Source organism: Pseudomonas quebecensis, from assembly GCF_026410085.1.
Lineage (GTDB): Bacteria > Pseudomonadota > Gammaproteobacteria > Pseudomonadales > Pseudomonadaceae > Aquipseudomonas > Aquipseudomonas quebecensis.
Genome location: NZ_CP112866.1, coordinates 3147976 through 3173454 on the forward strand (window position 1 = coordinate 3147976; position 25479 = coordinate 3173454).

Below are 25479 nucleotides of genomic sequence, written 5' to 3' on the forward strand. Positions count from 1 at the left end.
CGTCGGTGAATAAAACGGGGCTCAGCCCAAGGCTGTATCGAGAAACATCATGACCGCGAAACCCAGCATCAGCCCGAGGGTGGCCGGAGTTTCGTGGCCGTTGCGGTGGGTTTCCGGAATCACTTCGTGGGAGACGACGAAGATCATCGCGCCTGCCGCCAGCCCCAATGCAATCGGATAACCCAGGGCAAAGCCGCTGGAAATCCCCAGCCCCACCACGGCGCCCAGCGGTTCCATCAGCCCCGAACCCACCGCGATCAGCATCGCACGCAGCGCCGAGACGCCGGTGACCCGTAGCGCCAAAGCGACCGCCAGGCCCTCGGGAATGTCCTGGATGGCGATGGCGGTGGTCAGTGGCATGCCGACGTGCAAGTCGCCATCGGCAAAGCTGACACCGATGGCCATGCCTTCCGGCAGGTTGTGCAGGGTGATGGCGAGCACGAACAGCCAGACACGATTGAAACGTTCAGTCTGCGGGCCTTTACGCCCACTTTTCGAATGCTCGTGGGGCACGAAGCGATCCAGGCCGACCATCAGCGCCACGCCCAACGCCAGCCCCAACACCACGGTGCAAGCAGCCGACAACTGATGGCCGGTAATCGATTGTGCGGCCTCTATACCGGGCAGAATCAGTGAAAACGAGCTGGCCGCGAGCATCATGCCGGCCGCGAAACCCAGCATGACATCCTGGGTCCGCGCGCTGATCTCACGCAGCACGATGGCCGCAATGGCGCCCAGGGCCGTGGCAGCGAAACCGCTGAACCCGCCCAGCAGGGCGTAGTGCAAATGGGTCGTGTCACCCTCGACGACGGCGTTGTAGCCGCTGGCCAGCAACCACAGCGTCACCGCGACTGTGCAGGACCAGAACAATGCGCCGGTCCATCCCAGGCTTGAGGCCCGGTGCAGCCAGGGACGCGACGGTGCTGGAGCGGACGACGTAGAGGGGTCGGGCATCAGTGACTCCATGGGGGTGCTCTTGCAGACCGGGCGATTGAATCAACTGTCTTAGGATTTGAGTGTTTGCGTTGAAGTTCCAACGTTTTGACCTACGTGCTCGGCAAGCACGGGTATGGCACCTGTCGTCGGCCCATCGAGCGATAAAAACAAACTTTCCCTGCACGCAAGCTATCCATAGGAGGCATTCGATCACCAACAGAAGGGACTCCAGCATGGGTGCAATTCATACAATCCCTGGCGTCAGAGCGGCCTGCGCTACGGCAGTGGCGTTGCTGCTCGGCGCCTGCGCCGCCGACAATTCAGCCTCCAACGTGGTTGCGCCGGGCGATGCGCCCTCGCCCACCACGCGCTCTTTAGAGGCCGGTGCGGCGCTGTTGCAATCACGCCCGCCGGTTGAAGCGTTGAACGCGTACCTCGACGGTTTCCATTTCTACAACGGCCACATGGACGCCCAAATGGAGGCGCACCACTACTGCGCGATTCTTAATGAAGAAGTGATTCAGTGCGTGATTTACGACGGCAATCGCAAGGATGCCAAGTTGATGGGCGTGGAATACATCATCAGCGAGCGCCTGTTCAGCGGCCTGCCCAAAGCCGAACAGGCGCTGTGGCACAGCCATGTGCACGAGGTGAAATCCGGCCAATTGATCGCGCCTGGAATTCCCGAGGTGGCCGAGCATGCCTTGATGGAAAAGCTCGTACACACCTACGGCAAGACCTGGCACACCTGGCACACCGACCTCAATAAAGACCTGCCTCTGGGCGTGCCCCAATTGATGATGGGCTTCACGGCCGATGGCCAGGCCAACCCGCAACAGGTGGCCGAGCGCGATCGTCGGTTCGGCATCGACAGCGCGCAGAAGCGCAAGGCCCGTGCCGACATACCGACCCCCACTGTGGCGCCGGGCGCGGATGCGTGGCGCCATGGCAACGTGTTCCAAATTGCGGACCCGACCAACACGCCCCATCAGCACTGAATTTACCGATTGAGGAACCGCCCCATGCCCTCGCTCAAGATCGCCACATTCAATGTCAACGGCATCGGCGCGCGCCTGCCGAACCTGTTGCGCTGGCTGGAGAAAGAACGCCCGGACATTGTCTGCCTGCAGGAGCTGAAAGCGGCGGACAAAGCGTTCCCCGCCAAGACTCTGGAAACGGCGGGCTATGGGTCTGTGCACCACGGTCAGGCCTCCTGGAACGGTGTCGCCATTCTGGCCCGCGACGCCGAACCGCTGCTGATTCATCGAGGCCTGCCGGGCGCCGAGGACGACACCCAGTCGCGCTATCTGGAAGCGGCGGTATTGGGGGTGGTGGTCGGCTGCCTGTACCTGCCTAACGGCAATCCGCAGCCTGGGCCGAAATTCGACTACAAACTGCAATGGTTCGAACGGCTGATCCAGCACGCGCAGCGCCTGCAGGCCAGCGAACACCCGGTGGTGCTGGCGGGTGACTACAACGTTGTGCCCACCGACCTGGACATTTACAGCACACGCTCCTGGCTCAAGGACGCCCTCCTGCAGCCGGAAAGCCGTGCGTGTTACCAAAAGCTGCTGGAGCAAGGCTGGATCGACTCGATACGGCATCTGTATCCGGACGAACGCGTTTACACGTTCTGGGACTATTTCCGCCAGCATTGGCAGAAAAATTCCGGGCTGCGTATCGACCACCTATTGCTGAACCCGATACTCGCGCCGCGCCTGCGCAATGCGGGCGTGGATGCATGGGTACGCAACGAAGAACATGCCAGCGACCATGCGCCCGTGTGGGTCGAGATCGCGCCTGAAACGCGCCATGGGTAAGCGTACCGTCCCGCTCCAGGCCTCCTCCCGCTACCCGACCACGCCCGATGGCCGCTATTTCGTAGTCAGGGGCATCCTGTGGCGCTGCAGCAATCCGCAGTTGCCGGAAACGGTCCGCCAGGATCTGGTCAAGCAACTGATGACTGCGCGTCGCCAGGTAAAAGCCGCCAAGGCGAGCGGCGATGACGACGCGCTAAAAGACGCGCGCTCCAAGGTGCAGCGGGCCAAGGTTGGCTTGGGTGAGCGCGGCCCGGTGTGGTGGGATGACGGGGCTGATGACTTTAACCGGCATAAGGTCGCGAATACGCCCTACGCCGCGTGGCATGCCGCATTAACCACCGCCACGGTCTAGCGCATGCGCAAGACGGTGGCGGCGGCCTTTAACTCGGCGCCGCCACGGGGGTCGCCAGGCGGTTACAGCCATACAGCACGACACCCAGCAGCATCAGCGCGCCACCGCGCAGCCAAGTGTCGAGGCTCTGCTGGCTGAGCAGAATCAGGCACGACACGATGGCCAGCACCGGCACCCAGGTCGGTACGCGGAAGTGATCCTTGTCGACAGGGTCGCGGCGCAGCACCAGCACCGCCAGGTTGGTGCTGAGGAACACGAACAGCAGCAACAGCACCACGGTTTCGGCCAGGGCTGCGAGGGTACCGGTAAGGGTCAGCGCCATGGCCACCCCGGTGGTGGCGATGATTGCAAACAGCGGCGTCCGGCGTTTGGACAGCACCCGCGACAGCGGAGTCGGCAACAGCCCCATGCGCGCCATGCCATAGGCCAGGCGACTGGCCATGATCATGGTCAACAGTGCGCCGTTGGCCACCGCCACCAAGGCAATAAAGGCGAACAACTGCGGCGGAATATCCAGGCCCGAGGCCCGTACCACTTCCAGCAACGGCGCCGAGGTCGCCATCAGTTGATCCATCGGCAGCACCACGGAGGCGGCCACACCGACCGCCATATACACGACACCGGCGGTGATCAGCGCACCGAACAGCGCACGCGGGTAGACCGTGCGTACGCCACGGATTTCTTCCGCCAAGTTGGCCGATGTCTCAAAGCCAACGAACGAATAGAACGCCAATAACGCGGCCCCCAGCACCGCGAGCATCGGGTTGACGCCGGCTTTGAATTCCACGGCACGCCCAAGGTTCGCCTCACCCGCGTGGAAACACCACACCGCAGCGACCACCACCAGTAACAATCCGGAGAGCTCGATGCAGGTCATCACCATATTCGCGCCCAATGACTCCTTGATTCCGCGTGCATTGAGCAGGGCAATGACCGTCAGGAACACCAGAGCAGCCAGGGTCGGTGGAACCTTGAGAAACGCCGCCAGGTAGTCGCCGGTAAATGCCAGGGAAAGCCCCGCCGCACTGGTGACCGCAGCCGCCAGCATGCTGAAGCCCACCAGGAACGAAACCAGCGGCGACTTGAACGCCTTCTCGGCAAACACCGACGCTGCGCCGGCATGGGGGTACTTGGTTACCAGTTCCGCATACGAGCCGGCCGTGAGCATGGCGAAGAACAATGCCACCAGCAATGGCACCCAAATCGCACCGCCTACCTGACCTGCGATAGTGCCGGCCAGCGCATACACGCCGGCACCGAGGACATCGCCAAGGATGAACAAAAACAGCATTGGCCCGGTCACGGCGCGGCGCAGCGACGGTTTGGCGGATGAAGCGGGGCTGAAACTGGATTCGGTCATGGGCGGCTCTGCAGGCAAGTTGTCTAACAATGGAAGCGACCAGCGCGGACAAAGTTCATTTAACTCACACCTGGCCAACCGTTTGGTGAGCAGGTGCCCTGCTTTACGCGCCGAGCACCTGGAACAGGGTTACTTCTTGGCTTCTTTATCCGGGTCTGCGGAGCGTTCCAGAAATGCCTGGGTCAGTTGCGGCAAATGCTCCAGCAACCACTGAGCCATGGCGATCTCCTGGGGCAGAATCTGCTCGCACGCCGCCTGAGTCTCGGCGTCTCCGGCCTCTCGCGCTGCTGCAGTCAGCACGGTATAGGAGGCGATCTCCATGTTCTCGAAGACATAGCCGGCCATCGCCCCCTTGATCACCTCGTCGCTCATCAAAGAGCCACCAACGGCCTGCCCGAAGGCCATCAGCTTGCCTCCCATGTCTTTGAGCGTCGAAGCTGAACCACCCAGGCGGGTCAGGCACTGGTCAATGAGTGCCTGCTGGCCGAGGGTTTCCTGGATATGTTGGTCGATACGTGCCTTGAGCTGCGGGTAATGCTCCAGGCGTTCGGATTGTGCCTTGAGCATCTTTTCGGCCTGCTGCTCCATCGCGTGGGCATCGCGCAACCAGTCAAGTACGTTTTCTTGTGGTGTCGCCATGGTGTTAATCCTCCTGAATATGAGAAAAAAGCAGGCGAGCTGGCCAAGCCGGAACTCATCGGAACGGGCCCCTTGTACTGATACTCGCCTCCCCTGCATGTGAAGCGAAAATGCACTGTAAAATTTCAAAACCAACGCGCGTATGGCGACCAGTGGTCATGCCCTTGCCGCCAAGCGAAACGGAACCTGGGCCTGCTTTGGACAATGAGGATTGCGCCGCCAATGGAGGCCGACTCGACGAAGCACTGGAAGAACGTTTCCGGCCAGCGACCCCATCACGCCTTGAGCGTTTGCACCGAGGGCATGCTTGTGAAAAAGAGTGAACTGCCAGTCAAGACCTGCGTGACGTGTGGCCTGCCGTTCACTTGGAGAAAGAAATGGGCGCGGTGCTGGGAACAGGTGCGTTACTGCTCGGAGCGCTGCCGACGTGGCAAGAGCCAAGTCCGCCCATGACATGAAAGGCGCGAAGCCTCTTGTCATCGGACGGTTTCACACCTAGGGTGTGAAAAACTTATACAGGCAACAACCCTATGTACAAGAATGAGCAATGGCCGCTGACCCTTTATTTTGATGGCGATTGCCCACTCTGCGCGCGAGAAATCAAGCTGCTACGCCGCCGAGCCTCTTGTGCGCGGCTGTTGTTCGTAGATATCAGTGACCCTGCCTTTGACGCGCAATCGCTGGGCGTGAGCCTGGACGCAATGGGCGCCGCCCTGCACGCCCGGTTCAGCGATGGCACCTGGGTCACCGGCCTGGACGCGACACTCTGGAGCTGGCGCGCGGCCGGGATGGGAATCTGGGCCGCACCGCTGTCATGGCGTCCGCTTCGGCCGTTGTTCAATCTCGGCTATCGTATGTTCGCCCGCTCGCGCCCATATCTGGCGTGGCTGCCACACCCGGATGGCAGCCGCCGCTGCCATGACGGCCGCTGCGCGGTGCCGCCTGCGCCAGGCACGGGCGCACACTCGGTGGCACCCTCTGAATCCATCAAGCCAGGAAATAAATAGCCACCCACCGCCCTCGCGACGGCAGTTTCTTTACTGATGGGCCGCCGGTGGCAGCAGGACGGGCGAGGTGATGGTGGTGATGTATTGCCGGTGAGGTCGGGTGGTGAGCCTAAATTCCAGGCAAAAAAAAGCCACTCATTGAGTGGCTTTTTCTTTGTGTTTGGAGCGGGAAACGAGACTCGAACTCGCGACCCCGACCTTGGCAAGGTCGTGCTCTACCAACTGAGCTATTCCCGCGTCTTGGTGGTGCGCATTCTATAGAATCTCCCGCACCCGTCAACCCCTTGATTCAAAAAAGTTTTATTTCTTTTCAACGGTGGTGCGCAGATGAGGCCAGGCGGCGCGTAGGTACTGGAGCATTGACCACAGCGTCAGGCCGGCGGCGATGAGCAATAATGCGTAGCCCAGCAGGACCCAGAACGTGAAGTCCGACGGGTTCGCCAGCAGGATCACCAGGGCGAGCATCTGTGCGGCGGTTTTCCATTTGCCCATGTTCGATACAGCTACATGGGCGCGGGCGCCGATTTCGGCCATCCATTCGCGCAGTGCCGACACCACGATCTCGCGACCGATGATTACGGCGGCTGGCAGCGTAAGCCAGAGGTTGCCATGTTCCTGCACCAGCAGGACCAGGGCGACGGCCACCATGAGCTTATCGGCCACGGGGTCTAGGAATGCGCCAAACGGCGTGCTCTGCTCCAGGCGGCGTGCCAGGTAACCGTCGAGCCAGTCGGTCGCGGCCGCGAACGCGAACACCGAACTTGAGGCCACATAGCTCCACTGGTACGGCAAATAAAACAACAAAATGAAAATCGGGATGAGCAGGACGCGTAGAACGGTGATCAGATTAGGGATATTCATCGGCACAACTGGCTACGAGGTGGAAAGGCATTCTATTCGCTGTGCAGATTCGCATAAATCAACTCAGCGAGCTTTTTACTGATACCGGGTGCTTTGGCTATCTCGTCAATGCTGGCACGGGACAGCTCCTGCAAGCCACCAAAATGTTTGAGCAAGTCGCGGCGTCGCGTCGGCCCCACCCCCGCTACCCCTTCCAGGGTTGAGGTTCGCCGGGTTTTACCACGACGGGCGCGATGGCCGGTAATGGCGAAACGGTGGGCTTCATCGCGGATCTGTTGAATCAAATGCAAGGCAGGCGAGTCGCCCTTCAAGGTGAACTCATGGGCGGCATCATTCAAGTACAACGTTTCGAAGCCTGCCTTGCGCGTGGTGCCCTTCGCCACGCCCAGCAGGATCAGGTCGGGCACCGCCAGTTCGTTGAGTACGTCACGGGCCATCGATAGCTGCCCCTTACCACCGTCCACCAGCAGGATGTCCGGGAGCTTGCCCTCGCCGTCCTTCAATTTGCTGAAGCGCCGGGTAAGCGCCTGGTGCATGGCGGCGTAGTCGTCGCCTGCGGTGACGCCTTCGATGTTGTAACGCCGGTAATCGGATTTGATCGGCCCTTCCGGACCGAATACCACGCAGGAAGCCACCGTGGCCTCACCGCTGGAGTGACTGATGTCATAGCATTCAAGACGTTGCGGCGGCTCGTCCAGGTTGAGCACTTCAGCCAGAGCGTCGAAGCGCGCGGCGACGTGCTGTCGATTGGCCAGGCGCGCGCTCAGGGCCTGCTCGGCATTGGTCACGGCCAGTTGTTGCCAGCGCGCACGGGTGCCGCGCACGCGGTGGCTGATGTCCAATTCGCGGCCGCGCAGTTCGTGAATCGCCTCGATCAAGGCCGGGAAGTCTTCATGCACTACGTTGACGATCAACTCCGAAGGCAGGTCGCGCTCCGGACTGCTGACATAGTACTGGCCAAGGAACGCCGCCATGACTTCGGCCACCTCCTCGTCGATACCCGTCTGCGGGAAGAAGTTCTTGCTGCCCAATACGCGCCCGCCGCGCACGCTGATCAGGTGCACGCAGGCGCCGCCCGGATTGACGAACGCGGCGATCACATCGACATCACCGCTGCCGCCTTCCATGCTCTGCTGGTCCTGCACGCGACGCAGCAGCGAGATCTGGTCGCGCAGTTCAGCCGCGCGCTCGAAATCCAGGGTGCTGGCAGCCTGCTCCATGGCGCCGGACAACTCATCGGTCAGCGCATTGCTGCGACCTTCGAGGAACATCACCGAATGGCGTACATCTTCGGCATACTCCGCAGGATCAACGAGTCCCACGCAGGGCGCCTTGCAACGTTTGATCTGGTATTGCAGACAGGGCCGTGTGCGATTCTTGAAAAAGCTGTCTTCGCACTGACGCACAAAGAAAGTCTTTTGCAGCAGGCTCAGACTTTCACGAATCGCGCCCGCGCTGGGATAAGGCCCGAAGTACTTGCCCTTCTGCTTCTTTGCTCCACGATGAATACTCAGGCGTGGGAAGTTGCCGTCGGAAAGAAATACGTACGGATAGGATTTATCGTCACGAAGCAGGATGTTATAGGGCGGCCGCCACTCTTTGATCAGTGTCTGCTCAAGCAGCAGCGCCTCGGTTTCATTAGCGGTGATGGTGGTTTCGACCTGGGCGATACGGGCTACCAGGGCAGCAGTTTTCGGCGCGAGGCCGCTCTTGCGAAAGTAGCTCGCCAGGCGGTTCTTCAGGTTCTTGGCTTTACCCACATAAAGCAGGCGCGCCTCGCTGTCGAACATGCGGTATACGCCGGGGCGGCCGCTGCAGGTCGAGAGAAAGGCACTGGGATCAAACGGCGTGGTCATGTCAGGCGCTGGCGTCCACCATGCCGTGGCGCACCGCGAGCAGGGTCAATTCAACATCACTGCTGATGGCGAGCTTCTCGAAAATGCGATAGCGGTAGGTGTTCACGGTCTTGGGCGACAGGCACAGCTTGTCGGAAATCGCCTGCACTTTCTGGCAACCGACGATCATCAGGGCGATCTGGATTTCCCGCTCGGACAAGGCATCGAAGGGCGAGTCGCTGGTGGGCTGGAACGATTTGATCGCCAACTGCTGGGCAATCTGCGGGCTGATATAACGCTGGCCGGCAAACACCAGGCGAATGGCCTGCACCATCTCGGCAAGGCCGGCCCCCTTGGTCAGGTAACCGGCCGCCCCCGCCTGCAGCAAACGCGTGGGGAAGGGATCTTCCTCGCACACCGTAACCACCACGACCTTGATATCAGGATGGCTGCGTAATAATTTGGTGGTCGCGCCCAGGCCGCCGATGCCGGGCATCTTGACGTCCATCAAAACCACATCGGGCTTCAACTCCCGGGCCTTGATCAGGGACTCTTCCCCTGACTCGGCCTGACCGACTACTTGCAGGCCGTCGATGTCAGCCAGCATTCGTGTAATGCCTGTACGAACGAGATCATGGTCATCGACTACTAGCACCCTAATCAAGCAGACACCTCGCGATATGGTCTTATAGGTTGCTGAACACCTTAGCAAAAAACCAAGGCGCAGACCTAGCTGCACGCGTCATATATATGGAGTTTGAATAAGCAGACGCCATCCGCCTAGGGGCGGATGGCCGGATTTGCTGGGCGAAAGGTCAGGATTCCGAAGGCTGAACCTTGAGTTTTCCGCTCACTGAGGCGCAATGTTCGGCCAGGGTGGAGGTGAGGCGACGAATTGCATCCTGATCCTCCTTGAACATCGCCCGGTAGTCACCCAATACTTTCTCTTCAATCTGGCTCAGATTGTCGAGCTGGATCGGCGTGGCCGTGCCGGTCAACACATAAAGCACATCCACGCCCTTTGCGGCGACGCGTGACAAATAGTCGGCCTTAGGCGCCCGCCCGCCGTTTTCGTATTTACCCTGCGCGTTGGCTTCGACGCCTCCTATTTCACCGAAAACTTTCTGCGACAGGCCAAGTCGCTCTCTTTCTTGCCTCAAACGCGAACCGATTCCACTCATTTGGATGTATGATCCTAGTTGGCACACCCCAAGAGGTGACACTCTCATCTCTTCGTCAAACGAACTTGAACGGTTTTGAACTATGCCCGGAATCCGCACTGCTGCACAAGCCAAAGCCTGGCTGGAACATCAAGGAAAGTCAGTTCAAGCATTCGCCCGTGAACATGGCGTCGATCCGGCAACCACCTATCAAGTGCTCGCTGGGCGCAAAAAGGGACGACGTGGAGAAGCCCATAAGGTAGCGGTCCTTCTGGGCATGAAAGAAGGGATCATCCTTTCCGAGGCTGATGGCCAAAAAAAGGGCCAGGAAGTTGTCTCCTGAGACCAGTATGCGCTTATTAGACTGTTGCGCATGATTTAGCTTGGGCGGCAAACCCGCTCCATGCGCCAGAAGCAGTCCTCCTCACCGACGATGTTAAAACCCATACGCTCGTAGAGCCTGCGCGCCGGGTTGGTCTTGAACACAGTCAATCGCAAAAGCCCGCGCGATTGCGCTTTGACGGCCATCTGCTGCAACACCCAACTGCCAGCGCCAAGCCCGCGAAACGTCTCGAGCATATGCAATTCGCGAATATAGAGCGCCTTGCTGTCGCGACTCAGGCTGATAAAGCCGAGCACCGCCGCGTCCTGGCAAATCAGCCAGTTCTCTCGTCCGCCCCACGCCACGTCGAAGCCATCGCTGGACCACAGTAACCCGTACTGCACGTAGTAATGGCGCATTGCCTCATACGTCAGGGTTCGGGCGAAGGCTCGGTCGAGGTCGGTGGCCGCGCGCAGGCTGAACGTCATCAAAACACGACCACTTGACCGGCCCATACGCCGTTGTCACGACGCGCCACTAATAACGCCTCACCCACACCGGGCACAGCGGCGAGCAGTTGACCGTTGGCGGCCCATACCGCGCTGCGCCCGGCGCTGGCCCAGCCGCCCGACGGGCCGCCGTGATTGGCCATCAACACCAGCAAGCCATGCTCGGCGGCGTAGCCTTGAAGCTGCGCGCAGTCTTTGGCATACCCGCCCTCGCTGATCAGCACTGCGGCGGCATACACACTCGCGCCTGCGTGAACGGCGGCGCGCGGATGGCTGGCATGGGTAAAATCTGCGCACACCGCTAACGCAATCTGCTCGCCGCCGAGCTTCAAGGCTTCGCCGCCCGGCCCCGCGACGAATGCCACCTCTTCGCCAGGGTGCAGATGCTGCTTTGCATAGACCGCCAGCGAACCGTCCGCCCCCAGCACCAGCGCGCCAATCATCACGTCGGCGTCGGGGCTCGGTCGGATCGGCATCCCCACCACGGCAGTCAAGCGCAGATCCCTGGCCTTCTCACGCAATGGCCTCAACTGCACGGCGTCTGGCGTGATCGCCAGGCGCTCCGCGAGTGACGGTTCATAGCCGGTCAGCGACAGCTCCGGAAACACCAACAGCTGCGCGCCCTGCTGCGCTGCCGCCTGCATGAACGCCAAGTGTCGCTGAATATTGGCAGGCACATTGCCGGGGATGGAAATCGTTTGAGCGGCAGCAAGGGTCAAGGCGGTCATGAGGATGTCCGGGCATCGCGTATCAACATGTAAACAGCATATCGGCACTCGCCCCATAGTCGTAAGTCCCTTTACGCAATAGAAATTACCGATTGAATCCAACCGCGCGCCTCGAGTAAGCTCGCTCCATCTTTTGGAGACACAACATGCTGCGCCTTTCCCACACTCAGATTTGCCCTGCCGCAAGCGCCCAGCGCTCGCTGTCGGCTACCTGTGTGAGCGGTTCGAGCGCAGCTGTCAGCTTTTATTTTGGGTATTGGTTTAGCCACTGGCGCGCCTGATACCTGAAATCGGCGGCCACTACTCAAGGGGTCGCCTGCCAGAGAAATCTAACCCCCGGTCGGCTCCCCGACCGGGGGTTTTGTTTTTCCAGGCCTCCATTTTTTGCTTGATCACCAACACTTAACAGGAATCACACCATGAACGACGCCACCTATTACCGCTACGACACCTTCACTGCATGGCGATTTAGCCAGCTCCGCTCGGGACAGCCTGCCGCCTCCGATCGGTCGCCCATGGGTGGCAAACCTACACACATCGCCGATACGGCCAATTGTCGAACACCCCAGTAGGGCTGAGCGCGGGAATCGCCCGCCGCTTGCCCAGGAAGCCTTGAATATGAACTCCTCCGTCACCGCCCTGCCCGTTTCCAGCCTGATCAGCGCCAATGAAGCCCTTACCCTGCGCCTGCCCAGTGCCCTTGAGCTCAAGCACCAGTTGCCGCTCAGCCCATTCCTTGTCGAACAGGTCCACGCCCATCGCCAGGCCGTGCGATCCATCCTTAATGGCGACGATTCGCGTCTGCTGGTGATCGTCGGCCCGTGCTCGATCCACGATCCCGAGTCGGCCATGGAATACGCACGCAAGTTGAAGAAACTCGCCCTTGAAGTCAGCGATCAAATGCTGCTGGTGATCCGTGCCTATGTCGAGAAACCGCGCACCACCATCGGCTGGAAAGGACTGGCGTATGACCCTCATCTGGATGGCAGCGATGACATGGCCGCAGGCCTCACGCTGTCGCGCCAGTTGATGCGGGAAATGCTGCGCCTGGGCCTGCCGGTCGCCACCGAGCTGCTGCAGCCCATGGCCGCGGGCTACTTCGATGACCTGCTCAGTTGGGTAGCGATTGGCGCGCGCACCACCGAATCGCAGATTCACCGCGAGATGGCCAGCGGCCTGGACATGCCCGTGGGCTTCAAGAACGGCACCGATGGCGGTGTCGCGATTGCCTGTGACGCCATGCGTTCGGCGGCCCACCCCCATCGTCACTTCGGCGTCGACGGCCAGGGGCACCCGGCGATCATCCAGACGCCAGGCAACCCCGACACCCACCTGGTACTGCGCGGCGGCCACCGTGGCCCCAACTACGATGCGCAAAGCGTGGCGCAGGTCAAACACGACCTGGCCAAATCCAAGGTAGCGGCACAGGTGATGGTCGATTGCAGCCATGCCAACAGTGGTAAGGACCCACTGCGTCAGCCGGCGGTGTTCAACGATGTACTGGAGCAACGTTTACAGGGCGATACGTCGCTGATCGGCATGATGCTCGAAAGCCACCTGTTCGAAGGCTGCCAACCCTTGGGCGCGTCGATGCGCTACGGCGTTTCGGTCACCGACGGTTGCCTGGGCTGGGACACTACCGAGCATCTGTTGCGCAGCGCAGCACAACGCTTGCGCCAGACCCGCTGACTCAACCGAACTTGCTCGCGGGCATAACTCGCGGGCAAGTGCGTATTGCAGCCGTATCCTGCGCCGTGCAGCGCTGCGCAGTGGGAACTAGATGCCGGCCACCGGCTGGCGGGATAGCTCGCGCAGCCACGGCAACACTCGCAGGCCGGTGGCGGCCGCGGGTGGGTCGATGATATCCATGAAGTGTTCGAGGTTGACGTTGTCCGGCACGCCCGGCAGGCGCACCAGTACCGTGGGCGCGGCACCGGCAGGCGCGCATGGGTCCAGGTGGTCGTACACCAGTACATGACGCACCTGCGGTTGCGGCTCGCACGCCTGCACCAGCAGCCCCGCATTGATGATCAGCACATCAAACGGCTCGGCCGGGATAGCCGCGAGTATCTGGACCTCGTCAAAGGTTTGTACCGGGACAATCCGGTGGTACCCCAACTGATTGAGCATTTTCTCGATGTACAGTCGTTGCAGGTGCTGTTCATCGGCAATCAGGATAGTCAGTGCTTTGTTCGGCATGGCGACCCCCATGGGCAGGCAGCGCTCGTCGTTGAGCCTGGCCCATTCTCCAGACATATTCCGACGACAAAATCAGGCATGTTCCCGGTTCGCGTAGGAGTTATCCCAAATCCACCGAATGGCGCTGACTCGCAGTCATACCTGATTGCAGTAACGCTCGAGGCTGTGCTGCAAAGCGTCGATGGCTGCGCCCAATGCGTCGACCGCCGTGCCCAGGGCATCGCGCGCCTGGCATTCGCAGGCGTTCTCCAGCGCCTCGGCACAGGCGATGAGGGCCTGGGCCTTGACCATGCGCGCGCCCCCTTTGACCCGATGGGCAAGGTCATGCAGCTTGGAAAAATCCGCCTGCTGGCAAAGGCTTGGCAGCTCGGCGCGATCCTCTTTGAGGCTGTCGAGCAATGGCCCGAGCAATTCCCGCAGCTCATCGATGTCACCGCCCGTAAGTGCGGTCAGTGCACTTAAGTCGTACAGCGCGTCGAGGTCGCCCCCCGTGGCACAGGCCGTCCGGGACGCCAAGGCCGCGCGCAGGTCCTCCAGGCCGGTCGGCTTGAACAGGCAGCCGTCCATGCCGGCCTGGCGGCAACGCTCGACCTCGTCGGGCTGGGCATTGGCAGTGAAGCCCAGCACCAGGCACGGCACCAGGCCGCGCTGGCGCTCCTGCGCGCGGATATCGCGCGCCAGCGCATAGCCATCCTTAAGCGGCATGTTGCAATCAGTAATCACCCCATCGAAATGCCCGGCCTGCCACACCGCAAGCCCCTGGACGCCGTTATCGGCCGTCACAATACGATGCCCCAGAAAGCTCAACTGCCGCGCCAGCAACAAGCGGTTGGCCGGGTAGTCGTCCACCACCAGGATGCTCAGCGCACGGGCCGGTGGGATGTGCGCCACGGGTGAAGAAACCGGTGCGGCAGTGGTGAGTGCCACGGTCACCGTCACATCCACCCGTGTGCCTTTGCCCAACATGCTGCTCAGGTGCAACTGACCGCCCATCATCTCGCACAGGTTGCGACTGATCACCAGGCCCAGGCCCGAACCGCTGCGCGCCGACTGCTCGTGATTGCCGCCCTGGATGAACGGATTGAACAAACGCTGCTGGTCCTCGGCGCTGATGCCGATGCCTGTGTCTTCCACCCACAACCGCAGGTTCAAGTGGCCGTCAGCAGCCGCGGTACCCTGCGCCCCCAGGCGCACCTCGCCACGGGGGGTGAACTTGATCGCGTTGCCCAGCAGGTTCGACACCACCTGCTTGAAACGCAGCGGATCAATCAGCACCGCGCAATCGATCAAGGGGTCGAGCTCAACGTGCAGCAGCAGACCCTTGTCACGCGCCAGCCCCTCGAACACCCGTGCCACCGAGGTCAGCAATTCGTGCAGGTTGGCCGGGCCAAGGGCCAGGGATAAATGGCCGGATTCAATGCGCGCAATATCGAGAATATCGCCGATCAGCTCCAGCATGCTGCGCGACGCCACCGACGCCACCTGCAGCGCATCGAGGTCGGCCCGGCCCTGCTCGGCGTTCTTCAACGCCAGTTCGATCATGCCGATCACGGCGTTCATGGGCGTGCGGATTTCATGACTCATGGTTGCCAGGAACGTGGTCTTGGCACGGTTGGCGGCGTCGGCGTCCTCCTTGGCCTCCTGCAACTGACCCAGCAAGCGCTGGCGCTCGCTCACGTCGACCCAGCCGGCGATCATGCCCACGACTTTTTCGTCACCGTCACGGTACGGCAGCATCCACTGATAAATAGTCAACACGTCGCCGCTGGGCACCTTGAGCACCCGGTCGTGGACCTGCGGCTCGCCGCGCTCCATCAAATGCAGGTAATCGGCGTGGAACGACTGAGCCTGCGGTGGGTTGCCGGTGTCGGTTTCCACCACGGTCTTGCCGATCACGTCCTCCAGTTTAAAACCGAACACATCCAGGTAGGCATTGTTGCAGGCCATCAGCCGTCCCTGGCGATCACGCACGTAAATTGGATGCGGCGTGCCGTCGATCAGCACGCTCATGAACCGCATCTGGTCGCTCAAGGCCCGTTCGGCCTGGGCGCGCTTGCGGATCAGGTTACGCAGGTAGAACACCCAGCCCAGCGTCACCAGCAGCAGCAAAGCGGCCAGGCCGAAGCCTTGGATAATCACACTGCGATGACGGCTCCAGTAACTGTCTTCGAGGATGATTTCGTTGCGCCAATGGTTGGTCAGCTCATCCATCTCTTCCGGGGTAATACTCAACAGCGCCTTGTCGAGAATCGAATACAGTTCCAGCTGGCCACGATTGACGCCGAACGTAATGCGCGCAGGCTCGGTGCCGACAGTGCTGGTGATACGCAGACGGTCACGGTAATGGCGCGCAATCATATAGCGCGCGCTGATCAGCGATACCGCCGCAGCGTCCACGCTGCCGTTGGCCACCAGCGCCAGGGCCTGCTCGGGGTTCTCCACGTCGACAAAGCCGATCCGCGGGTAGTTGCGGCTGATCTGCGCAGCCAGGCCGTCGCCGGCGATCAGCGCCAGACGCTTGTCCGGCATGTCTTCCAGGGTAACCAAGGGTTCATTGCCCGAGGCCACCACCAGCACATAGGGGTTGGACAAATAGGGTCGCGTAAAGCGAATCTTCTCGGACCGCTCCACGCTCGGTGTGACGACCGCCAGCATGTCCACACGCCCGGTACCGGCCTCGTCGATCTGCCGCGGCAGCGAGCTGCCCCGCTCCATATCGAACTTCAAGCCGGTGCGCAGGCTGATGCGCGTCAGCACCTCGGCGCTCAAGCCTTCGAATTGCCCCTGCTCGTTGAAAAACGACAGCGGTACGAATTTGTCCAGGACCGCCACTTTGACCCGTGGGTGTTTTTCCAGCCAGCGCTGCTCGCTTTCGCTCAAGCGCAGCCGGTCGGCTTCCAGGAAGCCGCTGCCGCCCGCGCTCCAGCGCCGCAGGATTTCCATCTGCTGGTTGGCGGGCACGGCGGCCAGGGCGGTGTTGACGATATTGAGCAGCCGCGCGTCGCCCTTGGCGAAGGCAAACCCGAACGGGTTGACCTCCAGCGCGGAAAAGTCCGCCAGGCGTACGTTATTCAGATGGTTCTTGTTGATCAGGTAGCGCGCGCTGATAGCGTCGCCGAGGTAAACATCCGCCTGGCCGAACGCGACCGCGCCGATGGCTTCGAAGGTCGAGGCAAACAGCATTAACTGCGCATGCGGGTAAAAAGCCTGGACCGCGGCGGGTTGCATATAGTGGTAGAGCATCGCCACGCGCTTGCCCGCCAGGTCGGCACTGAGCGCGTGGCTGTCGCCGGCGCGCGTAACCAGGGCCGGCTGATCATTGGCATAGGACCGCGACAGCACCAATTGCGGGTCGGCCGCCTCGTAGCCGTTGGCCGATCCGACGAAGTCCACGGCGCCGGTCTTGAGGGCTTCAATCACTTCATCGCGGGTATCGTAGCGACGCACCTCGACACTGACGTTCAGTGCCATGGCGATCAGCGAGGCATAGTCCGCCGTGATGCCTTCCAGCTCGTGCTTGTTGTTGCTCAGGTCAAACGGCGCGTAATCCGGCCCGGACACTCCCATGACCAACGTGCGCCGCTCGCGCAACCAGCGCCAGTCAGATTCGTCCAGGGGCACGGAAGGGTTTTCGAGGGTGGAGTGACCCAGCAGCCGCAGGTGGTGCGGCTCGTCCAGGGCCATCGTCGTCAGAGGCAACAGCCCTGTCAGCAGGATGGCCGTGAATGTGACCAGCCGGGACGTGTTCATCTCAGATCAGGTGGTTGCGCTGGGCGAACTTGGACAAATGCACCACCGAAGACATGCGCAGTTTCTCCTTGAGGCGGGTCTTGTAAGTGCTGATGGTCTTGTGGCTCAGCAGCATGTCCTCGGCGATCTCCTTATTGCCCAGACCCAACGCCAGCTTTTGCAGCACGGCCAGCTCGCGGTCCGACAACGAGTCCACCAGCTCCTGCTCGGAAGACTGCAGATCGTCGCGACGTACCGAACTGGTAGGCAGGCTGGGAAAGCAACTGTAGCCGGAGCGGATCGCCCTGATGGCTTTTTGCAGTTCATCAAGCTCACCCGTCTTGGAGACGAACCCCATTGCACCGGCGCGCATGCAGCGCGTTGAGAAGAACACTGCCAGGTATGAGGTCAGCACCAGGATCTTGCAGGGCAGCTCCAGGGCCTTGATCCGACTGATCACCTCCAACCCACCAAGCTTGGGCATCGCAAGATCGAGAATAATCAAGTCCGGGCGTTCCTCGCGCGCGATCTGCATGGCATCGGCGCCATTGCCCGCCTGATAGATCTTGTCGAAGCCTTCCTGCCTCAACAGATATTTGACGGTGGCACGTATAAAAGGATGATCGTCCACAATTAAAGCTTTGTTGCTCATAAGACTCCCCTGGGAGATCAGTACGCTTACATATCACGCGGGGCCTATCTACCTGTGAAAAGTAACAGTTCCGACAGACGGTACTGATTGCTCAGCGCCCCCTTCAGGCCATTCAGGCCCCTCCTTTGAAACACAGTGACAACGTAGAGCTGCGCCTTGAATGGCTGGGCAGGCGCAAGCGCGCAACCATAGCAATGGAGCGTGTGTGCAAATGAAGGGTTAGTCCCGAATGCTTGTAGGATTTTTCCTCGCTACGGCCGGGTCGACCTTGCGCGCGAAAGCGTAGGCCCCAAGGCCCTATTCGGTGGTGCTGGGGCTCCAGAACGCCTGCACCACCAGGGTGGACAGGGAGATACGCGCCACCAGTGCATCCAACTCATCGCCGTCCACCGATGTCACGGCCAGGGTGGCCTCGATCTCGACTTCCTCCGGGCCAAACGGGCGCACATCCACGTCGCTGGCCGGGTAGTTGCAGCGCGCCAGCTCGGCTTCGAGCAGAGCCAGCACAGCCTTTTGCTGGGTACGCCGGGCGATGACGTAAAGGATATTGGTGACCTCCGCCGACACCACATCCAGCGGCTGGCGGTTGATGTTGTTGACGATCGGCCGTAGCAACGTGTTGGCCGCCAGCACGAACAAGGTCCCCAGCAGCGCCTCGAGAATCAGGTCGGCGCCGGCGCAGGCTCCCACCGCCGCCGACGCCCAGAGCGTGGCGGCGGTGTTGAGCCCGCGCACGTTACCCTCCTCGCGCATGATCACCCCGGCGCCCAGGAAACCGATGCCCGATACCACGTACGCCACCACGCGCACGGCACCGTCCGCACCACCGAGGCGGTTGGCCATATCGACGAAAATCGCCGCGCCCACCGCCACCAGCACATTGGTGCGCAGCCCCGCCGTGCGCTGGCGGTACTGGCGCTCGAAGCCGATCAGGCCCCCGAGGATAAACGCAGCGGTCAGGCTGACCAGGGTATCGACCAGGGAGTCGAGGTTGACGTTGTTGATTGCCTGCATGGTAAATCGTCCCGTTTCACTGCCAGCCGAACTTACGGATGTAGTAGCCCTTCACCGCCTGGGTCAGCCCCATGTACGCCAGCAGAATCAACGGCAGGAACACAAAGTACAGCGACGGCAGCGCCTGCAATTTGAAGTAATGCGCCAGCGGCCCCATCGGCAGGAAGATGCCCACCGCCATGATCACGCCCGTCATCACCATCAACGGCATCGCCGCGCGGCTTTGCAGGAACGGGATCTTCGGGGTGCGGATCATATGCACGATCAGTGTCTGGGTCAGCAGGCCCACCACGAACCAGCCGGACTGGAACAGCGTCTGATGGTCCGGTGTGTTGGCATCGAACACATACCACATGAGTGCAAACGTGGTGATGTCGAAGATCGAACTGATCGGCCCGAAAAACAGCATGAAACGTCCCACATCCCCTGGCTGCCAACGTTGCGGCTTGGCCAGCATGTCCGCGTCGACGTTGTCGAACGGAATGGCGATCTGCGAAATGTCATACAGCAGGTTCTGCACCAGCAGGTGCATCGGCAGCATCGGCAGGAACGGAATAAACGCGCTGGCCACCAGCACCGAGAACACGTTGCCGAAGTTGGAGCTGGCGGTCATCTTGATGTACTTGAGCATGTTGGCGAAGGTGCGCCGGCCTTCCAGCACGCCCTCCTCCAGGATCATCAGGCTCTTTTCCAGCAGGATGATGTCGGCCGCTTCCTTGGCGATGTCCACCGCGCTGTCCACCGAAATGCCGATATCCGCGGTGCGCAGTGCCGGCGCATCGTTGATGCCGTCGCCCATAAAGCCCACCACATGTCCGTTGGCCTTGAGCAGGCGCACGATGCGTTCCTTGTGAGCCGGGGTGAGCTTGGCGAACACATTGGTGGTCTCCACCGCCGCGGCCAATTCGGCGTCCGTCATCGCTTCGATGTCGTTACCCATCAGCAGGCCCTGTTGCTCCAGGCCCACTTCGCGGCAGATCTTGGCGGTGACCAGTTCGTTATCGCCGGTCAGCACTTTGACCGCGACACCGTGGGCCTTGAGCGCCTTGAGCGCCGGCGCGGTGCTCTCCTTGGGCGGATCGAGAAAGGCCACGTAACCGATCAGCGTCAGGTTGTTTTCATCGGCCAGGCTGTAGGTATCGCGCCCCGCCGCCATCGGTTGCGCGGCCACGGCCACCACGCGCAGGCCTTCTTCATTGAACGCGGCGGTGACCTGGCGGATGCGCGCCAGCAGTTCATCGGTCAGCGCTTCATTGGTCTCGCCATGACGCACGCTGTTGCACACCGACAGGATCTCTTCCACGGCGCCCTTGCAGATCAGTAGGTGCGGCAAGCCTTGCTCGGCCACCACCACCGACATGCGCCGACGGTTGAAGTCGAAGGGAATCTCATCGACTTTCTGGAACGCCGTGCCCACCTTCAGCTCACGGTGCACTTCCACGTGTTCGAGCACCGCCACGTCCAGCAGGTTTTTCAGGCCGGTCTGGTAGTAGCTGTTGAGGTAGGCCATTTCCAAGACGTCGTCGGACTCTTCGCCCCACACGTCGACATGGCGTGCCAGGAAAATCTTGTCCTGGGTCAGGGTGCCGGTCTTGTCGGTGCACAGTACATCCATCGCGCCGAAGTTCTGGATTGCGTCCAGGCGCTTGACGATGACTTTTTTGCGCGACAGAAACACCGCGCCCTTGGCCAGGGTGGAAGTGACGATCATCGGCAGCATTTCCGGGGTCAGGCCCACGGCAATCGACAATGCGAACAGCAGCGCTTCGGTCCAGTCGCCTTTGGTGAAGCCGTTAATGAACAGCACCAGCGGCGCCATCACGAACATGAAGCGGATCAGCAACCAACTGACCTTGTTCACCCCATGCTGGAACGAAGTGGTGGCGCGATCGGTCGCGGTGACCCGTTGGGCCAGCGCGCCGAAATAGGTGCTGTTGCCGGTGGTGAGGATCACCGCCGTGGCCGCGCCGGACACCACGTTGGTGCCCATGAACAGAATGTTTTCCAGGTCCAGCGGGTTACGGGTCGCGGCGTCCTGCTGGTGGGCGAATTTCTCCACCGGCATCGATTCGCCGGTCATCGCCGCCTGGCTGACAAACAGGTCCTTGGCGCTGAGCACGCGGCAATCGGCGGGGATCATGTCACCGGCCGACAGTACGATCACATCGCCCGGCACCAGCTGCTTGATCGGCAGTTCGATGCGCTTGCCGTCATCCCGGCGCAGCACCGTGGCGGTGTTGCTGACCATGGCTTTCAACGCATCGGCGGCCTTGTTGGACTTGGCTTCCTGCCAGAAGCGCAGCAGGGTCGAGAGCACCACCATGGAGAAGATCACCGTGGCGGCTTTCATGTCCTCGGTCAGCCAGGAGATCACCGCCAACAGGGTCAGCAGCAGGTTGAACGGGTTCTTATAGCAATGCCACAGGTGCACCCACCATGGCAGCGGTTGCTCATGCTCGACCTCGTTGAGGCCGTATTGCACACGCAGGGCGTCGGCTTCGGCGGTGGTCAGGCCGTCGGTGTGGCTGCCCAGCGTGCCGAGCAACGGCACGGCGCTGCTGTTGGCCGCCCCCACCAGGGTTTGCGCCAAAGTCGGTGGCACTTCGCGGCTGACGCTGGCGTCGGTCACGGTTTCGAGCATGGCCAGGCGACGGAAGTGCCGGGCTATGTGCCGGGTCCGCAGGAAGCCGGCGAAGAACTCTTTAAGCAGAGCGAGGTTCATGATTGTTACTCCTGCGCGAGGAAACCGTCGTGCAGGTACGGCCCGTCCGCACCGCGCCCTGGAACAGGCACAGCCAAACATGGCCCGCCCGCCGTAAGAGGCAGGCGCGTCCGTGGCAGCCCGAGGTGAGTCGGGTGCTGGTCAGCGTCGAAGAGAGAGGATCGAGGCACAGCCGGAATGGGCTGCGGCCGGGATGCCGCTTCTCGCGTTAATGGCGAGACAACGGCATCGAAAGAATGCGCGTTACCTTGCCAAGTATGTGCCGGTTACCGGAACCGGCCGACTACTGTCACTCGAACAAGTACCCACTGAGGGTCTCCGCAATTGATGAAAACGCGCGAAGCTTACGCCCCGATTTCTGCCGAGTAAACCGTAGGAAAGTTTCCGCATGATGAATAAGAAAGTTCTTCAGGATGGGTTCAGGAAGCGTCTATTGAGCAGCGGACACCTGGGTCAAGGGGCATCCGCTCGATCTCGCGGCACCTGGCACAAATACTCATCCATCCCCCCGCCACACAAAGCCATGACCTGGATCGACACGCTATTTTCCTGGCGTCCCATGACAATCCCTCCGCGCGTGCGCACCGGCACATAGCCGAGCCGGGACCAGAAACGCTCGGCCTTGCGATTGCCGATCACCACCGTCAGCCGCAACCATCGGGCACCGTTGTTAACCGCCCACTCCTGCAAGCCTGCATGCAGGCGCCGGGCAAACCCAGTGCCGTGCAAGCGTGTGTGCACCAGAAGCAAACCGATATGCCACACGCCGGCAGCAAGCACATCGGCAGCCATATTCACGACCGCGACCAACTGCCCGTCTGCATCGTGGTAACCCAGCCAATACATCCGTCGACACTGCCAACCTGGCGGCAACGGGCTCTGCAGCTCTTCGCGCGCCTCGGTCGGTCGGGCGGGCTCGCCATTGACCGCGATGAAATAATCCGGCGCTTGTTCAAAAAAATACTGCAACTGGGCCTCATCGGCAGCGTGCAATTCACCCACGCAAATGCCTTCAATGCAGCATTCTGGCAAATCCCCCATGTCGCGCTCCCCGCTCCCGATCATTTGCCCAGGGATCAATCATCCCGCGTCAGCACTTCCAGCAACTCGATCTCAAAGTACAAATCACTGTTGGGCTTGATATGCGCACCCATCGAACGCTCGCCATACGCAAGGTGCGCCGGCACGAACAATTTACGCACCCCACCCACCTGCATCCCCATCAGGCCCTGATCCCAACCCTTGATCACACGCCCGGTGCCGATCACGCACTGGAAGGGCTTGCCGCGTTCCCAAGAGGAATCGAACACGGTGCCGTCCGCCAGCGTGCCGGTGTATTGAGTGGTGATCAGCGCGCCTTTGACTGCGGCCTTGCCGGAGCCTGGGCGGATGTCAGTGATCTGGAGTTCGTTGGAGTTCATGGAGGGCTCGTTGGAAGTAGAAAGCGCAGATTTTTAGCAGACTTGAGTGGGTTTGGCACGTCTGAGACAGCGTTCATGCGCGCTCCACCTACAGATAACAGTGACATAACCTCGGGGAAAACACATCCAGCTGATTTCCACACTCGACATGTATGTTCAACCTAAGGAAACCATTATTTCTGAATAAGTAAGATAAAAATGACCATTGGATCCAGCTTCAATTGCCCCGCAGATATCGCTCAGCAAAATCATCGCAAAAAGCGAACCGCAAACGAAAAATGGAGAGCGTCGTTCCCCAATCCCCCTGACTTGTGCTTCGACTATCGCACACTAGTTGAGCAAGACAATGGAATTGCCCAAACGACCGACGCCAGCCACAGAATCTGCGTGATAGGTGCAGGTATTACCGGCTTAACGACTGCTCGCGAATTACATAGATGCGGTTTCAAAAATATTACGCTGATTGAAAAATCAACACGCGTGGGGGGCCGTCATCTTACAGCCCTCGGCAATAACAATACGGCAACTGTCGGCCGCCCTCCTTTTGAGTTAGGTGCAATGAGAATGCCTTTTTTTAATAAGACAAATGAGCCTCCTAAGGAAGGCCGTTCGCTCATGGCCTATTATGCAAGCGAGTTCGAACTGGTCCATTCTGACTTTCCAAACCCCGGCAGCGCTGCTGTCCAGTCAACCGGCATCTATTTGCGAGAAGGCTGCCTGGCAGGAAAAAGTGATCCGACCATGCTTATTTGGAAAAATGAAGATGGGAAAACAGCTCCACCTGGAGATATCTTAGGTCCGGTCTTCACCAAATGGAAAACATTTTCCGAGCGAATGACATTACATATAGCCCAACATTACGGCAGTGAATACTGGGAAACAATGTGGGCCGAAATAGTAAAAAAATACGAAGCAATTTCATTTCGAAATCTTGTAAAAATGCCCGCTATAGATCATTGGTTACAGAGTGATCCTGGAAATTTTGGTGGAATGGGTATGACTGCGCAAGAGTCTGCTATTTTTTACTCCATCGGTATTGGTGACGGTAGTTGGGGAGCATTCTACGACGTCTGTTCAATTTATCCGATACGCACCGCAATGTTCGGTTTCAGCAGCCACCTACAGTTAATTCATGGGCGCGTGCACCCGGATGGTACGCCCATGCCATCACCGTATCTTGACGTTAGAGAAATAAGTGACTCAAGAGGACTTAGATTTAGCAAACCCAATTATATTGGTCTCGCCTCGCTGGCCGAATCTCTATTATTCATAAAACCTAGAGAGACCACGGAATCATTGTATGAACACCTGATAAAAAACCCTAACGGCCTATTAACAAACAGCGCTGTGACAAAAATCAAAAAACTCAAAAATGGCAAGACGAGGGTTTATTACGACTGGAACTCCACACACCCTCACATAGCGAAACAAGAATTTATCGATGCCGACTCTGTCGTCATGACACTTCCTTCGTGGCTCATAGAAACGCAAATTCTGCTGGAGGGATTCAATCAAAAAATGCTGCCTTTTGAAACGACAACTGCTTACAAGACGGCACACTGGGAAAGTAGCTGCAAAGTATATGCACCGCTCAAGAAATCTTTTTTAAATAACAACAAGAACATACCGCAAGCAATAGTAACCGACACATTCATACACGACGCCTACACTTACCGTTACAACAACAGCAACACCTACGACTGCATTTTATTGAGCTACACATGGGAAGATGATGCATTAAAACTCTCGTCATTCAGCAACAAGGAACTCGTCGACAAGTGCATAGCAGAACTGGACAGAATACTTCTGAATTCCGACAACATTAGAGAACGCATATCGCCCTATATAGGACGTGAGCAAGCCGTCGTCCAGAGATGGATGCAAGACAAAAACTCTTTGGGTTGTGCAAAGCTCTATCGTCCGGGGACCTATTACGAAGCAGTAGGACTTATGAAATACAACAGAGACTTCTCTTTTATCTCTGGACTTTACCTTTGCGGCGAATCCTTTTCCGTAGACGCAGGCTGGACCGAGCCCTGCTTTAGAGGAGCCGTCGATACCGTGATTAACATCTGTAACAAAACTAAAGCGAGCTTCAACGGCGGCTTTAGCATGCGAGATTACCCTGAATACAAAACAGAGTACGCAGTACTTGTAAAGGAAACTGACTACAAGACAAACGGAATTGTCTGACTTCCATTTAAACATCAACC

Annotated in this window: 25 protein-coding genes and 1 tRNA gene; 9 read left to right on the forward strand and 17 right to left on the reverse strand. The window is 59.8% G+C overall.

Annotation, left to right across the window (positions count from 1 at the left end):
• Window positions 1-21: 21 nt before the first annotated feature.
• A complete protein-coding gene (locus OSC50_RS14575) occupies window positions 22-954 on the reverse strand; it encodes a ZIP family metal transporter (protein ID WP_266248835.1) in 933 nt (310 codons plus the stop codon).
• A gap of 215 nt (window positions 955-1169) precedes the next feature.
• On the opposite strand from OSC50_RS14575, the gene OSC50_RS14580 reads away from it, so the two are divergent.
• The 3 genes from OSC50_RS14580 to OSC50_RS14590 are packed head-to-tail and all read left to right on the forward strand — an operon-like array spanning window position 1170 to window position 3108.
• A complete protein-coding gene (locus OSC50_RS14580) occupies window positions 1170-1934 on the forward strand; it encodes an OBAP family protein (protein WP_181080772.1) in 765 nt (254 codons plus the stop codon).
• A 24-nt stretch (window positions 1935-1958) separates the two neighbouring features.
• Window positions 1959-2756 carry an exodeoxyribonuclease III gene (xth, locus tag OSC50_RS14585; RefSeq protein WP_266248833.1) on the forward strand — a complete coding sequence of 266 codons (798 nt, stop codon included), beginning with the start codon at window positions 1959-1961 and terminating at the stop codon, window positions 2754-2756.
• Complete coding sequence (locus tag OSC50_RS14590; RefSeq protein WP_266248831.1) at window positions 2749-3108, forward strand: hypothetical protein; 360 nt, start codon at window positions 2749-2751, stop codon at window positions 3106-3108. The genes xth and OSC50_RS14590 overlap by 8 nt, the downstream gene beginning before the upstream one ends.
• A 28-nt stretch (window positions 3109-3136) precedes the next feature.
• Here OSC50_RS14590 and OSC50_RS14595 read toward each other — a convergent pair whose 3' ends face one another.
• Complete coding sequence (locus OSC50_RS14595; RefSeq protein WP_181080769.1) at window positions 3137-4468, reverse strand: APC family permease; 1332 nt, start codon at window positions 4466-4468, stop codon at window positions 3137-3139.
• Window positions 4469-4597: 129 nt separating this feature from the next.
• Window positions 4598-5107, reverse strand: coding sequence for a ferritin-like domain-containing protein (locus OSC50_RS14600; RefSeq protein WP_266248829.1), 510 nt, complete (start codon window positions 5105-5107; stop codon window positions 4598-4600).
• 309 nt (window positions 5108-5416) lie between these two features.
• Between OSC50_RS14600 and OSC50_RS14605 the strand changes: the two genes are divergently transcribed.
• Both OSC50_RS14605 and OSC50_RS14610 read left to right on the forward strand, forming a co-directional pair.
• Entirely contained in the window at window positions 5417-5560 is a 144-nt protein-coding gene (locus OSC50_RS14605) for a DUF2256 domain-containing protein (RefSeq protein WP_181080830.1), read from the forward strand.
• 77 nt (window positions 5561-5637) lie between these two features.
• Window positions 5638-6114, forward strand: coding sequence for a thiol-disulfide oxidoreductase DCC family protein (locus OSC50_RS14610; protein WP_266248828.1), 477 nt, complete (start codon window positions 5638-5640; stop codon window positions 6112-6114).
• 161 nt (window positions 6115-6275) lie between these two features.
• On the opposite strand, the gene OSC50_RS14615 is transcribed toward OSC50_RS14610, so the two are convergent.
• From OSC50_RS14615 to OSC50_RS14635, 5 genes are all read right to left on the reverse strand, one after another.
• Window positions 6276-6351 (reverse strand) — tRNA-Gly (locus tag OSC50_RS14615).
• A 63-nt stretch (window positions 6352-6414) separates the two neighbouring features.
• The gene (gene pgsA / locus OSC50_RS14620; RefSeq protein ID WP_181080766.1) at window positions 6415-6975 is read right to left on the reverse strand and encodes a CDP-diacylglycerol--glycerol-3-phosphate 3-phosphatidyltransferase; all 561 of its coding nucleotides are present in this window, start codon (window positions 6973-6975) and stop codon (window positions 6415-6417) included.
• Window positions 6976-7007: 32 nt separating this feature from the next.
• Window positions 7008-8831, reverse strand: a complete 1824-nt coding sequence (gene uvrC / locus OSC50_RS14625; RefSeq protein ID WP_181080765.1) for an excinuclease ABC subunit UvrC — start codon at window positions 8829-8831, stop codon at window positions 7008-7010.
• Window position 8832: 1 nt separating this feature from the next.
• Window positions 8833-9474 carry a response regulator transcription factor GacA gene (gene gacA, locus OSC50_RS14630; protein ID WP_010566015.1) on the reverse strand — a complete coding sequence of 214 codons (642 nt, stop codon included), beginning with the start codon at window positions 9472-9474 and terminating at the stop codon, window positions 8833-8835.
• A 151-nt stretch (window positions 9475-9625) separates the two neighbouring features.
• The gene (locus OSC50_RS14635; RefSeq protein WP_266248825.1) at window positions 9626-9991 is read right to left on the reverse strand and encodes a helix-turn-helix domain-containing protein; all 366 of its coding nucleotides are present in this window, start codon (window positions 9989-9991) and stop codon (window positions 9626-9628) included.
• Between the two features lie 82 nt (window positions 9992-10073).
• Here OSC50_RS14635 and OSC50_RS14640 point away from each other — a divergent pair, with 82 nt between their 5' ends.
• On the forward strand, window positions 10074-10313 hold the full coding sequence (locus tag OSC50_RS14640; RefSeq protein ID WP_253506533.1) for a DNA-binding protein: 240 nt from the start codon (window positions 10074-10076) through the stop codon (window positions 10311-10313).
• A 35-nt stretch (window positions 10314-10348) separates the two neighbouring features.
• Here the strand turns inward: OSC50_RS14640 and OSC50_RS14645 are convergent, their stop codons facing one another.
• Together OSC50_RS14645 and OSC50_RS14650 are read right to left on the reverse strand one after the other, a co-directional pair.
• Complete coding sequence (locus OSC50_RS14645; protein WP_253506529.1) at window positions 10349-10780, reverse strand: GNAT family N-acetyltransferase; 432 nt, start codon at window positions 10778-10780, stop codon at window positions 10349-10351.
• Window positions 10780-11529: a carbon-nitrogen hydrolase family protein gene (locus tag OSC50_RS14650; RefSeq protein ID WP_266248823.1), complete on the reverse strand. Its 750-nt coding sequence runs from the start codon at window positions 11527-11529 to the stop codon at window positions 10780-10782. The genes OSC50_RS14645 and OSC50_RS14650 overlap by 1 nt, the downstream gene beginning before the upstream one ends.
• A gap of 419 nt (window positions 11530-11948) precedes the next feature.
• On the opposite strand from OSC50_RS14650, the gene OSC50_RS14655 reads away from it, so the two are divergent.
• Window positions 11949-12101: a hypothetical protein gene (locus OSC50_RS14655; RefSeq protein WP_253506521.1), complete on the forward strand. Its 153-nt coding sequence runs from the start codon at window positions 11949-11951 to the stop codon at window positions 12099-12101.
• Window positions 12102-12147: 46 nt separating this feature from the next.
• Window positions 12148-13218, forward strand: a complete 1071-nt coding sequence (locus OSC50_RS14660) for a 3-deoxy-7-phosphoheptulonate synthase (protein ID WP_181080760.1) — start codon at window positions 12148-12150, stop codon at window positions 13216-13218.
• 87 nt (window positions 13219-13305) lie between these two features.
• Here OSC50_RS14660 and OSC50_RS14665 read toward each other — a convergent pair whose 3' ends face one another.
• The 7 genes from OSC50_RS14665 to OSC50_RS14695 form a co-directional block, all read right to left on the reverse strand.
• Window positions 13306-13728, reverse strand: coding sequence for an ANTAR domain-containing protein (locus tag OSC50_RS14665; RefSeq protein ID WP_266249711.1), 423 nt, complete (start codon window positions 13726-13728; stop codon window positions 13306-13308).
• A gap of 135 nt (window positions 13729-13863) precedes the next feature.
• A complete protein-coding gene (locus tag OSC50_RS14670) occupies window positions 13864-17478 on the reverse strand; it encodes a transporter substrate-binding domain-containing protein (protein WP_266248821.1) in 3615 nt (1204 codons plus the stop codon).
• 1 nt (window position 17479) lies between these two features.
• Window positions 17480-18109, reverse strand: a complete 630-nt coding sequence (locus tag OSC50_RS14675; protein ID WP_181080758.1) for a response regulator transcription factor — start codon at window positions 18107-18109, stop codon at window positions 17480-17482.
• 297 nt (window positions 18110-18406) lie between these two features.
• Window positions 18407-19123, reverse strand: a complete 717-nt coding sequence (locus tag OSC50_RS14680) for an MgtC/SapB family protein (RefSeq protein ID WP_266248819.1) — start codon at window positions 19121-19123, stop codon at window positions 18407-18409.
• Window positions 19124-19139: 16 nt separating this feature from the next.
• Window positions 19140-21845 carry a magnesium-translocating P-type ATPase gene (gene mgtA / locus OSC50_RS14685; protein WP_266248818.1) on the reverse strand — a complete coding sequence of 902 codons (2706 nt, stop codon included), beginning with the start codon at window positions 21843-21845 and terminating at the stop codon, window positions 19140-19142.
• A 453-nt stretch (window positions 21846-22298) separates the two neighbouring features.
• Window positions 22299-22910: a GNAT family N-acetyltransferase gene (locus OSC50_RS14690; RefSeq protein ID WP_414704471.1), complete on the reverse strand. Its 612-nt coding sequence runs from the start codon at window positions 22908-22910 to the stop codon at window positions 22299-22301.
• Window positions 22911-22921: 11 nt separating this feature from the next.
• Window positions 22922-23266 (reverse strand): FKBP-type peptidyl-prolyl cis-trans isomerase, encoded by a 345-nt coding sequence (locus OSC50_RS14695; protein WP_266248815.1) that lies wholly within the window; start codon window positions 23264-23266, stop codon window positions 22922-22924.
• A 198-nt stretch (window positions 23267-23464) separates the two neighbouring features.
• On the opposite strand from OSC50_RS14695, the gene OSC50_RS14700 reads away from it, so the two are divergent.
• A complete protein-coding gene (locus OSC50_RS14700; protein ID WP_266248813.1) occupies window positions 23465-25459 on the forward strand; it encodes a flavin monoamine oxidase family protein in 1995 nt (664 codons plus the stop codon).
• Window positions 25460-25479: the final 20 nt, after the last annotated feature.

What these genes read in the sequence shown, in the direction of transcription:
- OSC50_RS14575 (WP_266248835.1), bottom strand. Translation starts at nt 954, where the DNA reads ATGCCCGACCCCTCTACGTCGTCCGCTCCAGCACCGTCGCGTCCCTGG.
- OSC50_RS14580 (WP_181080772.1), top strand. Translation starts at nt 1,170, where the DNA reads ATGGGTGCAATTCATACAATCCCTGGCGTCAGAGCGGCCTGCGCTACG.
- xth (WP_266248833.1), top strand. Translation starts at nt 1,959, where the DNA reads ATGCCCTCGCTCAAGATCGCCACATTCAATGTCAACGGCATCGGCGCG.
- OSC50_RS14590 (WP_266248831.1), top strand. Translation starts at nt 2,749, where the DNA reads ATGGGTAAGCGTACCGTCCCGCTCCAGGCCTCCTCCCGCTACCCGACC.
- OSC50_RS14595 (WP_181080769.1), bottom strand. Translation starts at nt 4,468, where the DNA reads ATGACCGAATCCAGTTTCAGCCCCGCTTCATCCGCCAAACCGTCGCTG.
- OSC50_RS14600 (WP_266248829.1), bottom strand. Translation starts at nt 5,107, where the DNA reads ATGGCGACACCACAAGAAAACGTACTTGACTGGTTGCGCGATGCCCAC.
- OSC50_RS14610 (WP_266248828.1), top strand. Translation starts at nt 5,638, where the DNA reads ATGTACAAGAATGAGCAATGGCCGCTGACCCTTTATTTTGATGGCGAT.
- pgsA (WP_181080766.1), bottom strand. Translation starts at nt 6,975, where the DNA reads ATGAATATCCCTAATCTGATCACCGTTCTACGCGTCCTGCTCATCCCG.
- uvrC (WP_181080765.1), bottom strand. Translation starts at nt 8,831, where the DNA reads ATGACCACGCCGTTTGATCCCAGTGCCTTTCTCTCGACCTGCAGCGGC.
- OSC50_RS14635 (WP_266248825.1), bottom strand. Translation starts at nt 9,991, where the DNA reads ATGAGTGGAATCGGTTCGCGTTTGAGGCAAGAAAGAGAGCGACTTGGC.
- OSC50_RS14640 (WP_253506533.1), top strand. Translation starts at nt 10,074, where the DNA reads ATGCCCGGAATCCGCACTGCTGCACAAGCCAAAGCCTGGCTGGAACAT.
- OSC50_RS14645 (WP_253506529.1), bottom strand. Translation starts at nt 10,780, where the DNA reads ATGACGTTCAGCCTGCGCGCGGCCACCGACCTCGACCGAGCCTTCGCC.
- OSC50_RS14650 (WP_266248823.1), bottom strand. Translation starts at nt 11,529, where the DNA reads ATGACCGCCTTGACCCTTGCTGCCGCTCAAACGATTTCCATCCCCGGC.
- OSC50_RS14655 (WP_253506521.1), top strand. Translation starts at nt 11,949, where the DNA reads ATGAACGACGCCACCTATTACCGCTACGACACCTTCACTGCATGGCGA.
- OSC50_RS14660 (WP_181080760.1), top strand. Translation starts at nt 12,148, where the DNA reads ATGAACTCCTCCGTCACCGCCCTGCCCGTTTCCAGCCTGATCAGCGCC.
- OSC50_RS14665 (WP_266249711.1), bottom strand. Translation starts at nt 13,728, where the DNA reads ATGCCGAACAAAGCACTGACTATCCTGATTGCCGATGAACAGCACCTG.
- OSC50_RS14670 (WP_266248821.1), bottom strand. Translation starts at nt 17,478, where the DNA reads ATGAACACGTCCCGGCTGGTCACATTCACGGCCATCCTGCTGACAGGG.
- OSC50_RS14675 (WP_181080758.1), bottom strand. Translation starts at nt 18,109, where the DNA reads ATGAGCAACAAAGCTTTAATTGTGGACGATCATCCTTTTATACGTGCC.
- OSC50_RS14680 (WP_266248819.1), bottom strand. Translation starts at nt 19,123, where the DNA reads ATGCAGGCAATCAACAACGTCAACCTCGACTCCCTGGTCGATACCCTG.
- mgtA (WP_266248818.1), bottom strand. Translation starts at nt 21,845, where the DNA reads ATGAACCTCGCTCTGCTTAAAGAGTTCTTCGCCGGCTTCCTGCGGACC.
- OSC50_RS14690 (WP_414704471.1), bottom strand. Translation starts at nt 22,910, where the DNA reads ATGATCGGGAGCGGGGAGCGCGACATGGGGGATTTGCCAGAATGCTGC.
- OSC50_RS14695 (WP_266248815.1), bottom strand. Translation starts at nt 23,266, where the DNA reads ATGAACTCCAACGAACTCCAGATCACTGACATCCGCCCAGGCTCCGGC.
- OSC50_RS14700 (WP_266248813.1), top strand. Translation starts at nt 23,465, where the DNA reads ATGACCATTGGATCCAGCTTCAATTGCCCCGCAGATATCGCTCAGCAA.